Raw genomic sequence first — 13,097 nt, 5'->3', positions numbered from 1 at the left:
TCGGTCGATTCGCAATCACAGATTCTACTTCCAGTTGCGTTATAATAAACAAAAAGACCATAGAAAAATATTCCTAAAAGCAGCACGAGGTAATTGGTTTTAATAAAAAGTATAATTTTTTCCATACAATTAGTTGTTATTCACTCCATCTTTTTTCTTCAAAATTTTTGTCGAGATAATACATTGCAATAACAAATACAACCATGAATATGATGACCATCCATACATTTCTTGTAGAGGGACTCGACCAAGTTGCTTGAATTTGAACCGATTTATTTTGAGTATCTTCTGTCGCTTTCATTGGTGTGATGGCCAAATGGTATTTGCTGGCAGCCACACCACATATGTTAAATTCTCTGGTTGGTCCTCCTTCTGACCAGTTTTCACCATCCGTGTATCCATGATAATATTCGATGTCTTTGCTGGTATAAATTTCTTCACCATTCCTTTCATTTATCAAAGCCACCTGCACATTGGCCCAAGAATTATCAACATTTGAATTTACCCTTATCGATAAAGGAGCAGCACTTCCATTTAAATTAAAGGAAGGAGTTATATAATCTTTATTTGTAAATTGATCAAAAGAAATTTCGGTATTCAATACATTTTGTTCGACACGGTCTTTGTTGAGATACCAATTGGTTATTAGAATTAATACACCAACAGCACAGAATGTCAAAGCTAAATTTCGAATATTGAATATAAAAGGCTGTACTTGTCCGACACCTTTTTTGGATGGTAAATTAGAGATGCCAAATGCTTTTTTAATTTCACTTTTAGAAATGTGTTTTCCTAAAAAAGCGGTTTGTTGATGACCCATTTTTTCAAATGAAAGCATCAAAGGCGGGTTGATATATTCGATTAGCTCAAATTTATCAAAAACATCAAAATCAAAAAATCCCTGAGCAGCAATTAATGTTGGATAATAATATTCGTATAGATTATAAATAATATCCTCATGTTCAGCAGTTAAAGGATGACTGCTTACTTTTTCTTCAAAAGAAATTTCGTTTAGGATAATCCAATGTCCAGCAGCTTCAGATAAATATAAATAATCGTTTTGCTTCCCTTCTAAAATATATTCAGCCCATTCAAAACCTTCATTTTCCTTGATAAGAATTCCAGTAATTTTGTATTCATTACCATAAAAAGTTCCCGTTTCTCCTAATTCTAACTTTTCATCAAAGGAATATGGTTCTCTTTTATTGTAAAATTTAAACCCCTGTTCCCGAGTGTTTCTATAAACATGGGTACAATTGGGACAAGCAAAAGAAATTGCCTCAAAATTAAAATCCAGAGTTGTTGTTGTATTGCAATTATAACAAGGAACGGTCATAATACTATCGGTTAATTTCGAAATCTTTTAAAATTTTTGCTTCAAAATACTCAATATAAGCGTTGGTAATCGCTTTTACTTTATCGGTATTATCCTGGAGATAATTGCAGAGATAAACATCCAAAGTTAATTGTTGAAATTCTGGCCATGTATGGATACAGATATGTGATTCTTTTAAACAAATAGCAATGGTAAAGCTATTATTGTCAAAATCATGTTGACTAATGCCTACTTTTTCGAGATCGAATTTTGAAATTAACTCTTCCGAAAAAGCAATAAAGTTCTCACTGGATAGTAGTTTTTCTGTTTTTTGAACCTCAAGAGTAACTAGTTTGTGTAAACCTGGGGAATAGGCATTTTGAATCATTAAGCAATTACTTTTTTTTTACTAAAGTAGTATTTTTAGTCGTATTAGGATTGTTTTTTTATTTTCCTTTTTAAAATATTTTAACTTCTTTAGAACTAGTTATTTATATAATTATCTAAATCAACATAATCTTGTTTTCTAGAGATTAATAAATAGGATGAATAAAAAGAATACGAATGTGTAGAAAACAGACTCTATTTACAGAAGTAAAAAGCTACAAAACAAATAAAGCTAAGTATTTTTACTTATACTTAAAAAATTACGAATATCTGAAAAGTAGCGTTTCTAAGTAGATGATACAATCGTTTGAGCTGTGTTTTTGAGTTTATTTATAAAAAATATGCAAAAAAGGAGTCTTTTTTCGAACAGTTTTGGTGGTTTTACAGTTTTTGTAAACTATCAATTCTTGTAGAAAACGCATATATTTACTTTGAATTAAGGCAGTTATTGAAGAATTTGTTTTGGATTTTAATATTTGATCCATATTTTTCAATAAATCTTATTGAATGGCGGCAGACCCAAATGAGTAACTATAAAAAGATTTTCGGCTGTTTTAATCACAAGAACAAGTAATAAGAATTACAATGAAAGAGAATCAAGCCATTTGCAACAGTTGCAGTAATGAAAATTGTTTTATTAAAAAACATATTCATTTGCAAAAGATGCAAAGTTACATAGAGAAGAAACATAGTTTTACGTGCAAAAAGTCGCAACAATTTATTATTGAAGGTGCGCCAATACAAGGATTGTATTTTGTTTACAAAGGAAAAGTAAAAACGGTTAAGACTGGAATTAACGGCAGGGAACAAATTGTAAGATTAACTACAAATGGTGATACCGTTGGTTTTAGAGGTTTTGGTACGAGCAAGCGATATTTGATTGGTGCGTACGCTCTGGAAGATACGGTTTTGTGTAATTTTAGTAATGAAGTGATGTTAGACATTCTTCAAAACATTCCAGAGTTTACTTTTGATATGATGCTTTTTTATGCTGAGGAGTTGAATAAGAGTGAGAATAACATCCGTAAAATTGCTCAAATGAATGTGAGAGAACGTGTAATTGATACCTTATTATATATACATAGAAAGTTTGGTCAAACGAATGAATTGATTAATCTTGATTTATCCCGAAAAGAAATAGCTGATTTTGCAGGTACTACCGAAGAACAAGTGACGCGAGTGATTTCAAGTTTGAAAAGAGAATCATTAATAAAGACGGTTGGAAAGAAAATAGGTTTGGAACAAATAAACAAAATGAAATCAGAAATAATGGAACATAAGTATATCTAAGTAGTTTTATTAGTACACTTTGATTTAAATTGACCCTTTTGGGTCTTTTTTTATGGGCATAAGTCTCATTTTTTGATTTTTGATTAAAATTTATTTTTTTATTATAGAGCCAATAAGTAGTATTTATAAAAACTAAGTATTAAATAAAGTCAATAAAATTAAGGGCTAAAAAATTAAAACTGCCAAAAGGTAGTTTTTTATCTGCTATTTGAGTTTTTATTGCTGTGCAAAAAAGTTGTTTTGTGCTGTCAAAAGCAAATACGTAAGTATAAATACGTATATATCTTTGCTTCATACTAATCAAAACAAATTAACCATGCAAAATTTGAATACTAGAATTCAAAAAAGACAATCGTCAAAAGATAGGAAAAATTCAAAATCTATTTTATTAGGACTTGCCATAGCCTTATTTGGTTATAATGCAGCCAACGCACAGTTAACAGCATCAGGACAATTTAGACCAAGAACAGAATTCAGAGACGGATACAGCACTTTGCAGTCTAAAGACATGGAAACAGCCGTATTTACTTCACAAAGAACAAGATTGAATGTTGGGTTTACAGGATATAGATTTAAATTTTTTGTAGCAGTTCAAGATGTTCGTGTTTGGGGGCAAGATGCTTCAACAATTAACAGAACAACAACAGCTGATAATAACGGAATTCAATTACATGAGGCTTGGGGTGAAATCATTTTGAATGACACGGTAAGCAGCATTCAAAATCTGTCTTTAAAAATAGGGCGTCAAGAGATTGCTTATGATGATCAAAAAGTTATGGGAGGACTTGATTGGTTACAACAAGCACGTTACCATGATGCGATTATCTTGAAGTATTTCAACAAAGGATGGACAGCCGATTTTGGAGCTGCATTTAATCAAAACAAGGAATTATTATCAGGAACAATTTATAATGGAGTTCCGCCTACAACAGCAGGTTACACCGCTGGAACCAATGCTTTAGGAACTAATTACAAATCATTAGAATATGCTTATATCGCTAAGAAGTTTTTCTTTGGAGACATTTCCTTTTTGTTCTTGAGTGATAATTTTAATAAATATACGAATGTTACTTCGGGTACTCCAGCAGTTGTTACCAAAGTAAATGAGCAAGGAATTTGGACTCGTAACACCACTGGTTTATACTATAATGTGAATGCTACTCGAAAATTGAAATTTGAAGGAAGCTTGTACCACCAATTTGGTCACGATAAAAATGGTCGAAGCTTAAGCAGTGATTTGACTTCTATCACAGCGACTTTGCAAGTGGGAAGAAAATTGTTTGTAAGTCCTGGTATTGATTATTTATCAGGAAACGACGGGACAAAATCAGTTACGGCAACTTCAGATAACAATCAATTTGATCCATTATATGGTACACCGCACAAGTTTTGGGGAAATATGGATTACTTCTACGCTTCAAGCGGTTTTGGATCACAAGGTTTGCTAAACTACTTCTTGAAAACAAAATACAACTTGAAAGATAATCTAACTCTTTTTGCTGATTTACATTGTTTTGAGGCAGGAAACACTTTGTCTAACGGGGCGGGAGGAAAACAAAACAGTTATTTGGGAACTGAACTTGATTTAAAAATGTCTTATAACATGACAAAAATGATCAATATTGAAGCTGGATATTCATTCATGCAGGCAACCAATTCTATGGCATCGGCACAAGTAAAAAATGTTGCGAACGCGAATCTAACTCCACAATGGGCGTATGTGATGGTGAATATTAAGCCAAATTTTTTAAACAAAAAGTAATTGATATCAATCTTTAAAAACAAAAAAAATGATACAGACTAAAAAATACAGTAGTACACTTTTTGCCTCCTTGATGTTGGTAATGTGTGTGGTTTTGTTCTCTTCTTTTACAACAAATCCACCAGTTGCAAATGATCCAATTAAATTAGGGTTCATTCCCTTAACAGATTGCTCACCGATTGTAATGGCCAAAGAACTGGGTTTATTCAAAAAATACGGAGTTGAGGTTATCGTAACCAAAGAAACGTCTTGGGCAAATGTTCGTGATAAAATCTTAACAGGAGAATTAGACGGAGCTCATTGTCTTTACACGATGCCTTTTTCAGTATACACAGGAGTAGGAGGAAAGGCAGGTTCTGAAATGAAAATCGCCATGATGCTTAACGTTAACGGACAAGCTATCACATTATCGAATGACTTTTGTGGAAAAGTAGGATTCAAACAAATGAACAAAGTAACACCAGTTGTTGCCGCCAAATTGAAAGCCGAAAAAGAAGTAACTTTTGCAATGACTTTCCCAGGAGGAACTCACGATTTATGGTTGAGAAACTGGATGTCATTAGCAGGTCTAAATCAAAAAGCGTTAAAAATTATTACGATTCCGCCTCCGCAAATGGTTGCCAACATGAAAGTGGGTAACATGGACGGATATTGCGTAGGTGAGCCTTGGGGAGGTGTTGCCGTAAAACAAGGAATTGGATTTACACAAATTGCTTCTCAAGATATTTGGAAAGATCATCCTGAAAAAGCATTGGTTGTTAATAAAGAATTTAGCGAAACCCGTCGCGAAGATTTAAAGAAAGTTATGAAAGCGATTCTAGAAGCTTGTATCTGGTTAGACAACCCTGCTAATCGCAAGAAAGCGGCTGCGATCATCGGGAAAGCACCTTATGTAAATGCCCCTGCCGATGTTATTGAAGCCAGACTAATGGGAGATTATAACTTAGGCTGCAACCAAGGAACTGAAGTATATGACAAAGATTATATGTTGTTTTACAAAGGAGGAACGGTAAACTATCCACGAAAATCATACGCTATCTGGGCTATGGCACAGTTTGTACGATTTGGATATTTGAAAGAAGAGCCTAATTATAAAGCAATTGCCGACAAATTGATTCTTCAAGATTTATATGAAGAAGTGGCCACAAGTATGAAAATCAAAATCCCAACAGACGATATGAAACCTTTCTCTCTTACTATGGACAAAACGGTTTTCAACCCAGCAAATCCATCCGCTTATTTAAAAGTGGTGAAACATTAGAATAAGAAGTTAAGATTCTGAGTTGCTAAGATTCTAAGTCTTTTAAAAATCTCAGAAACTTAGATTCTCAGAATCTCAGCAACTAAAAAAACAACATTAAATCAAAGCATTATGTCACATTCAACTACAGCAACAATCGAAATAAAAGTGGAAGAAAAAAACCACTCTAAGAAAAAAATTATTGGTGGATTAATTAAGAAAAAATCACTTAAAAAGGCATCACGCTATATTTTAGAAAAAGCAAAATCGATTTTATTTGCTTGTATTGGATTGGCTATTTTTTGCGGATTTTGGAGTTTATTAAGTTTTTATACAAAGGATGCTCTTCCTGGACCAACTGCAACTTTAGCAGTTTTATATGAAATGTTGAGCGACCCATTTTATGATTATGGACCAAATGATAAAGGTATTGCATTACAATTATGGGTTTCTATAAAAACCGTTTTATCAGGTTTTGCATTAGGATCTTTAGTAGCAATTCCATTTGGAATCTTGATTGGAGCCAGTTCTTTTTTTAAGAAAATCTTTTATCCAATAGTACAGTTTTTAAAACCAGTTTCGCCTTTGGCTTGGTTTCCAATTGGTTTAGTTGTTTTTAAAGATACAGGAATCGCAACTATATTTATTGTATTCATTACTTCATTGTGGTCTACATTAATTAATACCGCTTTTGGAGTGGGAACTATTCCACAAGATCACAAAAATGTGGCTAAGGCTTTTGGTTTTTCAAAATGGAGATATTTATCCAAAGTTGTTATTCCATACACATTGCCTCATATTATTACAGGTTTACGATTAAGTATAAGCGTTGCCTGGTTGGTTATCGTTGCCGGCGAAATGTTATCTGGTGGTGCAGGAATTGGATTTTTTGTATGGGATAGCTGGAATGCATTGAGTTTAGAAAAAGTAATCTCGGCGATTATTATCATCGGATTTGTGGGAATTATTTTTGATGGATTTTTTACAATGATTGAAAACAAGGTATCCTATAAAGCTTAGTGAAGCTACTAAGATACTGAGTTGCTAAGGTTCTAAGATTTTAGTAACTCAATATCTTAAAAAAACAGAATGTTGTTCTTTAGCCCCGATTGCAGCGAAAATCCTTGTGGGCAGGGGTTCAGCCCACAAGATTGTAGGGAAAAGCGGGAGGAAACTTCTTGAAAAAACAAATGTTCTGCTCCCAAAAAAACTTAGAAACTTAGAATCTCAGTAACTTAAAAACTTAAAAAGATGAGCTATTTAGAAATAAAAGACTTGGAAATCTCTTTTCCAACTCCAAAAGGAAAATACATTGCAGTAAAAGATATTAATTTGTCCATCAAAAAAGGTGAAATTATATCTATAATCGGACATTCAGGCTGTGGAAAATCAACTATTATGAATGCGATAGGAGGGATGTTAACTCCAACAGGTGGATCGGTTGTATTAGACAATCAAAACATCAAAGGTCCTGGACCTGATCGTGGAATCGTTTTTCAAAACTATTCATTATTGCCTTGGTTAACGGTTGAAAATAATATTTTTCAAGCAGTTGATTCGGTTATGAATTGTTCAACAGCCGAGAAACACGAAATCGTGACTAAGAATCTTAAAATGGTTAATTTGTTTCAACATAAAGATAAATTACCAGGGCAACTTTCGGGCGGTATGAAACAAAGAGTAGCTATTGCCAGAGCTTTTGCTATCAATCCAGGCGTTTTATTGCTGGATGAACCTTTTGGTGCATTAGACGCTTTAACAAAAGGATCAATGCAACTCGAAGTTTTAAAACTGTGGAATTTAGATAATAGAGAAAAAACTATTATAATGATTACGCATGATATCGAAGAAGCACTGTTTTTGTCAGATCGAATCGTTGTTTTGCATAACGGTCCAGCATCTACAATTCGCGAAATTGTAACAGTAAATTTGCCAAGACCAAGAAATAAAATTGAAATTGTAAAAACTCCAGAATATATTGAATTAAGAGATCATTTATTACATCTGTTAACCGATCATTTCTCAATAGAAGACATGGGTGTAGCCTATAAAAGTTAGTTAATTTTGTTTGTTTGAAAAAGGTCTTTTCTGCTTTTAAAATGCTAACCTACATTATTTTTAAAAGTAAAAGCATCAGAAATATTTGGTTGTATAAGTCTTGCTGTTTGTTATATCTTTTTTTTTAAAGGGAAAATAAAAAGGTGTCACTACTTTTAGGCTCAAAGTAAAGATAATGTTATTTACTATTGCAATCAAATTCAGATGTGAAAGACCTTTTTAAAATATAAAATTCCAAATTCCATATTTAATATGGAATTTGGAATTTTTATATTAGAAAGAATTGCTAAAAAATTATTCTTTAGTTTCTTCTTTTTTATCAGCTGGCTGATCTTCTTTGGCAGCGTTTTTAAACTCTTTAATACCACTTCCTAATCCTTTCATTAATTCTGGAATTTTTTTACCTCCAAAAAGTAATAAAACAACTGCAATTATAACAAGAATTTCTGGTAAACCTAATCTTCCCATGATTGAATATTTAACGCCGTAGCAAATTTGTAATTATATAATGGACAAAGGTATATAGAATAAATTTAGAAGCATTGATTTTGAACTATTTTTTGTTTGAGATAGCGTTAAATATTTTATAAAATTACAGCATTTGTAATACTACTACTTACATTAGGCTAGTGTTGACAATACTTTTAATCATTATATTTGTCACTTAAACACATATTATGCCAAAAAATCGATTAAAAAGGAAAAAGTTTTGGAACAAATTATTGATCAAAAACCGATTAATAATTTTAAACGAAAATACTTTTGAAGAAATTTTTTCTTTTAAATTGAATATAATGAGTGTTTTTGTTTCGCTTACTTTGGGAGCCATTTTTCTTATTTCGGTTACAACACTATTGATTGCTTTTACTCCGTTACGAGAATTTATTCCAGGCTATTCATCTTCGGAATTAAAAAAAAATGCTACAGTTCTAGCTTTAAAATCTGATTCCCTTTCGAAAGCATTAAAGAAAAACGAAATTTATATCAAATCCATTCAAAAAGTCCTGAACGGTGAATTAGAATATGCCAAATTCAACAAAGATTCTATTCTTTCAAGTACTGAAGAAACAACAGATCCAGTAGATTTGTCTCCGTCACAAAACGAAATTGAATTGAGAAAAAGAGTAAATGAGGAAGAAAAATTAGATTCCCAATCACATAAGACAACTTCCAGAAAGAAAACAAGATAATACTATTAGAAATCTGTGACATTTGAAATCTATCGGTAATTTATCTATTGAAAGTAAATCTCTTATATAAAAAAGTCCAAAATTGTAAATACAATTTTGGACTTTTAAAAATCTAATGTCTCGTTCTTATTATTTTTGAATTATAAGTTTTTGAGCTTTTATTTTACTATCGCTAATACTTTTGATAAAATAGGTTCCTTCAGATACGTTATCTAAATTCAAAGTATTCAAAATATTTTCCTGTAATTCAAATGATTTTACAGTTTTTCCTTGCTGATCTATTATAACATAGCTTCCTTCATAAGGAGTAACAATATTTACTATTCCTTTGCTTGGATTAGGGAAAATTTTAAATCCATTTGATTTTAATCCTTCAATTCCAAGAGAGTTGACTGTGATACAGTTAGAAGTTACAGTACAATTCCCTAATGTAATTTCAACCTTATAATCTCCATTAGCCTGTGGGGTAAATGATCGGTTTGTTTCGCCTGAAAGTAAAGTACTTGGACATTTATACCATTTATAAGTTGCCCCTGTTTGATTTGATGTTATAACACCTGAATTCATGGCTACTGTAGTAATAATTGATGATGATTTATTAATTGTTAAATCCAAAATTTTAGTATCACAACCCACAACTTTGGAGTAACTCCCAGAAGTATTATATGTAGTACTGGTTTCAGACCAGAAATAGCTATCACATGCAGTTATTGTTTGGGTAGATGATGTTGAAGGGGTTCCTGTAACGGTTTTTACTAACACCCTGTTACTTGTACAATAAGCAGTTTCAGAAGCTACATAATAATTTGTATTGTTAACTGTAGGGGTTGCAGTTACTGAATTTCCTGTAGCAAAACTTTGTCCTCCAGATGAGGAAGTATACCAGGTAGCAGTTGTACCTGATGGAGGTGTCGCATTTAAAGTCACAGTAGTAGATCCTAAACAAGGGATATTTTGGGTAGAAAATGTAAATGTAGGATCTGCAGGTTTAATTGATGTTGTTGTAATATTAGAGTTAACAGTTGTAAAATTAGACCCGCTTACTGATGCTTGATTTGTGACCTGACAGGTATTTGCAGGCAAAGAGGCAGCAGCATTAACCGTTGCGCTAAAAGTTATGATAGTGCTTTTTCCGGCAGGCAACGTAAATGGTCCAACAGAAAGGGTTTCTCCAGATAATGTTTTTGAAGTAATCTTTGATGTTAAAGGATTGTTTGCAGTATTATTTTGAGTTTCAGTTGTTGTAACTAATTCTTTCTCTATAGTAGGAGTAGTTACAATTTTTGAGGCTGATGGATTGTCCGGTACCAAAGCAGTTCCCGAAACAATTGTGCCTCCACCTTGTTCGTCTATAGCGGTTCTTGGTCCGGTATTGTTAGCGTTCCAAAAAGTAGTAAGAGCAACAGTTCTGTCACCACTTCCATTTGAATAAGCAGCTGTACCTTGCAAAATAACCTGACTGCTTGTTCCTAAGGACAGAACATCGAAACTGCCCGCAGCCAAACCTGTAACAGGACTGTTAGTTGTATTACCACCTATGTTTGCGGCACTTATTAAAGGACTTGTTGAGAAATTTGCAACAGCAATTACTCCAACGTGTGCGTAGGCATTTGTTACTAAACTAATGTTGTTATTTTTTATGGTGGCATCCATTCGGGCAGAACCTAATACACCATTATCATTGGCTTCAGAAACGATACCGTAGTTCGTAATGTTGGTAATGATATTGTTTAAAATTTCAGTTATATGTTTACCATTTCCATAGGCAGCAACAGAGATACCATTGCAGGATGACCCAATCGATCCACCATCAATAGCGTTGTTGTTAATTCTTCCCTTCATAGTTCCAGTTCCCTGATTTCCTATATTACAAGTGAAAGCACCATTAAAACTTGATTTTATGGTGTTGTTTATCACATTATAGTTTACGGTTGATGTTCCAGTTGCCTGTAGTTCTAAACCATTGCTGCCGGGACTTGAGAGTGCAGCATTTATAGTATTTCCATCGGCGACAAGATTTCCTCCTACCTGAATAGTATTTATTGAACTACCGCCAAAATGTAATGACAAGCCATATGTTTTAGCGTTAGAAAAATCATTTCCTTTTAAAACTAAAGTATTGTTAGAAGATCCATAACCCTGAAAAATAAAATTGCTGGCACCATTTGCTCTGTTAAAAGAATTTTTAAATTGACATCCGGTTACGGTCAAATTCAACGTAGGATTTGTAGAAAGAATACCATTGTAGGCATAAAAACCTCGTCCCCATGAATCATTAACATTTGTGTTGGTTATAGAACAGGTTCCTCCAAGGTTCAAAGCATATATACCGCCAACGTCTGGACTGCCGGTATTGCTTCCGCAACCGGTTAGCGTACTGTTTTTAAGAGAAAAAGTAGTTACATTATTTATGTTTATACCCGTTGCATTATTAGTGCCTGTAATCGAGATATTGTCTAAGTCAACTCCGGTCACCGATTTTAAATGGATGGCACCATTACAAGAAGAATTATCTACAGCTGGTGTGCTGCAAGCTCCTGATGTATTCGAATTAAGAAAAGTTATGTTTTTAAGCGTCACATTGGTACATGAAATAAATTCAGCGCCTTTGGTCGTTATGTTTTGAATAGTTCCTCCAGATCCTGCAGTAGTTCCAGTTCCGACAACTTGGAAAATTCCAGTAGCATTTGATACAGATATTCCCTTAGAACCTCCATTTGCAGAAATGCTTTTGAAAATACAATCTAATACTCCTCCAGCAGCTATATTGACAGGAATAGCCCCAGTTGAAGCAATTGTTACATCCCTTACTTTTAGAGCTCCAACACTTGTGCCTGCCATTGTTGCGGTAGTTCCTGTAAGTGTAATTCCTTCTATATCATTATTTAATTTAAGGTTTAAAACCGAAAAAGTTGGACTCGTTCCTCCAGTTGTTGGTAAAGTATTACTATAAGTCGGGACTGTAATGCCTAATATTGATGCTAAACTGGCTGTAGCTCCCTGACCAATTAATTTTTGATTGTCTGATAAAGTCAAAGTAGTACCACTGCTTCCTGTACCTGTATAAATAAAAACTGAAGCTGTTGCTGAAACTGGGACATTCTGTACGGCTTTAAAAGGACTTGCCAATGTACCGGTTCCACTTACTGCTACTGTGCTGTTTACAAAATATATTGCTGGTAAAACTGTTATGGTTGCAGTTCCCGTACTTGTTTTTCCGCTACCGCTTGTTAGGGTATACATAAAACTATCAGTACCAGAATAACCTACATTTGAATTATATGTAAAAGAACCATTTGAGGCCAAAGTTACTGCTCCGTTGGTTGGGTTTGCTAGTACAGTAACTGTTAAGGCAGTTCCGTCAGGACTAACATCATTTGTTAGAACACCTCCGGCTGCAGTTACAGTTATTCCCACATTTCCAATACTATTATAGGTATCGTTTACTGCAATTGGAGTTGCTTTTAGAGAACCAGGAACCAATGTTAAATTGGTATCCAAAATATCTTGAAAAGTAGTTCCTGTTGCATCACTTGCTCCACTATTACCTAGAGTAAGAGTAAAATCAAGTTGTGAGCCTGGTACAGCATTTCCTCCACCGTTTACAGCGACTGCGTTAGTAACAGAAATAGTTGCAGCAACAACTTTATTTACACTTGCTTTTTCTGTGGTTAAAAACAATTTGTTTTTTTTCTGGGAGGTCTTATTTACAGATTCTTTTTTAGACCCTGTTAATTGTTTTGCTAATGGAGCAACAAAGTTTTTATTAATAAAACCACTGTATGTCATTCCGAATGTTAGGAATCCGAGTAGTATTATAATAACTAAGAGTTTGTTTTTTTTCATTTTTTTCAT

Annotated in this window: 10 protein-coding genes; 6 read left to right on the top strand and 4 right to left on the bottom strand. The window is 33.4% G+C overall.

Annotated elements, in window-relative coordinates:
• Window positions 1–136: 136 nt before the first annotated feature.
• Both ACUN3A_RS09190 and ACUN3A_RS09185 read right to left on the bottom strand, forming a co-directional pair.
• Complete coding sequence (locus ACUN3A_RS09190) at window positions 137–1,336, bottom strand: DUF4178 domain-containing protein (RefSeq protein ID WP_445550991.1); 1,200 nt, start codon at window positions 1,334–1,336, stop codon at window positions 137–139.
• A 4-nt stretch (window positions 1,337–1,340) separates the two neighbouring features.
• Entirely contained in the window at window positions 1,341–1,703 is a 363-nt protein-coding gene (locus ACUN3A_RS09185; protein ID WP_445550990.1) for an S-adenosylmethionine decarboxylase family protein, read from the bottom strand.
• Between the two features lie 584 nt (window positions 1,704–2,287).
• On the opposite strand from ACUN3A_RS09185, the gene ACUN3A_RS09180 reads away from it, so the two are divergent.
• The 5 genes from ACUN3A_RS09180 to ACUN3A_RS09160 all read left to right on the top strand — a co-directional run bounded on the left by ACUN3A_RS09180 (window position 2,288) and on the right by ACUN3A_RS09160 (window position 8,052).
• Window positions 2,288–2,992 (top strand): Crp/Fnr family transcriptional regulator, encoded by a 705-nt coding sequence (locus ACUN3A_RS09180; protein ID WP_445550989.1) that lies wholly within the window; start codon window positions 2,288–2,290, stop codon window positions 2,990–2,992.
• 316 nt (window positions 2,993–3,308) lie between these two features.
• A complete protein-coding gene (locus ACUN3A_RS09175) occupies window positions 3,309–4,754 on the top strand; it encodes an alginate export family protein (protein WP_445550988.1) in 1,446 nt (481 codons plus the stop codon).
• A gap of 28 nt (window positions 4,755–4,782) precedes the next feature.
• Window positions 4,783–6,015, top strand: coding sequence for a CmpA/NrtA family ABC transporter substrate-binding protein (locus ACUN3A_RS09170; protein ID WP_445550987.1), 1,233 nt, complete (start codon window positions 4,783–4,785; stop codon window positions 6,013–6,015).
• A gap of 111 nt (window positions 6,016–6,126) precedes the next feature.
• Window positions 6,127–7,014 carry a nitrate ABC transporter permease gene (ntrB, locus tag ACUN3A_RS09165; RefSeq protein ID WP_445550986.1) on the top strand — a complete coding sequence of 296 codons (888 nt, stop codon included), beginning with the start codon at window positions 6,127–6,129 and terminating at the stop codon, window positions 7,012–7,014.
• Between the two features lie 231 nt (window positions 7,015–7,245).
• Entirely contained in the window at window positions 7,246–8,052 is an 807-nt protein-coding gene (locus ACUN3A_RS09160) for an ABC transporter ATP-binding protein (RefSeq protein ID WP_445550985.1), read from the top strand.
• 294 nt (window positions 8,053–8,346) lie between these two features.
• On the opposite strand, the gene ACUN3A_RS09155 is transcribed toward ACUN3A_RS09160, so the two are convergent.
• Window positions 8,347–8,520: a Sec-independent protein translocase subunit TatA/TatB gene (locus ACUN3A_RS09155; protein ID WP_445550984.1), complete on the bottom strand. Its 174-nt coding sequence runs from the start codon at window positions 8,518–8,520 to the stop codon at window positions 8,347–8,349.
• 326 nt (window positions 8,521–8,846) lie between these two features.
• On the opposite strand from ACUN3A_RS09155, the gene ACUN3A_RS09150 reads away from it, so the two are divergent.
• Window positions 8,847–9,242 carry a peptidase gene (locus ACUN3A_RS09150; RefSeq protein ID WP_445550983.1) on the top strand — a complete coding sequence of 132 codons (396 nt, stop codon included), beginning with the start codon at window positions 8,847–8,849 and terminating at the stop codon, window positions 9,240–9,242.
• Between the two features lie 129 nt (window positions 9,243–9,371).
• Here the strand turns inward: ACUN3A_RS09150 and ACUN3A_RS09145 are convergent, their stop codons facing one another.
• Window positions 9,372–13,088 carry an Ig-like domain-containing protein gene (locus tag ACUN3A_RS09145; RefSeq protein WP_445550982.1) on the bottom strand — a complete coding sequence of 1,239 codons (3,717 nt, stop codon included), beginning with the start codon at window positions 13,086–13,088 and terminating at the stop codon, window positions 9,372–9,374.
• Window positions 13,089–13,097 lie beyond the last annotated feature (9 nt).

The organism is Flavobacterium sp. WC2509 (assembly GCF_052683105.1).
Note: the sequence above shows the minus strand (reverse complement) of the source record. Positions and strands in the feature narration are given on the sequence as shown.

What these genes read in the sequence shown, in the direction of transcription:
- ACUN3A_RS09190 (WP_445550991.1), bottom strand. Translation starts at nt 1,336, where the DNA reads ATGACCGTTCCTTGTTATAATTGCAATACAACAACAACTCTGGATTTT.
- ACUN3A_RS09185 (WP_445550990.1), bottom strand. Translation starts at nt 1,703, where the DNA reads ATGATTCAAAATGCCTATTCCCCAGGTTTACACAAACTAGTTACTCTT.
- ACUN3A_RS09180 (WP_445550989.1), top strand. Translation starts at nt 2,288, where the DNA reads ATGAAAGAGAATCAAGCCATTTGCAACAGTTGCAGTAATGAAAATTGT.
- ACUN3A_RS09175 (WP_445550988.1), top strand. Translation starts at nt 3,309, where the DNA reads ATGCAAAATTTGAATACTAGAATTCAAAAAAGACAATCGTCAAAAGAT.
- ACUN3A_RS09170 (WP_445550987.1), top strand. Translation starts at nt 4,783, where the DNA reads ATGATACAGACTAAAAAATACAGTAGTACACTTTTTGCCTCCTTGATG.
- ntrB (WP_445550986.1), top strand. Translation starts at nt 6,127, where the DNA reads ATGTCACATTCAACTACAGCAACAATCGAAATAAAAGTGGAAGAAAAA.
- ACUN3A_RS09160 (WP_445550985.1), top strand. Translation starts at nt 7,246, where the DNA reads ATGAGCTATTTAGAAATAAAAGACTTGGAAATCTCTTTTCCAACTCCA.
- ACUN3A_RS09155 (WP_445550984.1), bottom strand. Translation starts at nt 8,520, where the DNA reads ATGGGAAGATTAGGTTTACCAGAAATTCTTGTTATAATTGCAGTTGTT.
- ACUN3A_RS09150 (WP_445550983.1), top strand. Translation starts at nt 8,847, where the DNA reads ATGAGTGTTTTTGTTTCGCTTACTTTGGGAGCCATTTTTCTTATTTCG.
- ACUN3A_RS09145 (WP_445550982.1), bottom strand. Translation starts at nt 13,088, where the DNA reads ATGAAAAAAAACAAACTCTTAGTTATTATAATACTACTCGGATTCCTA.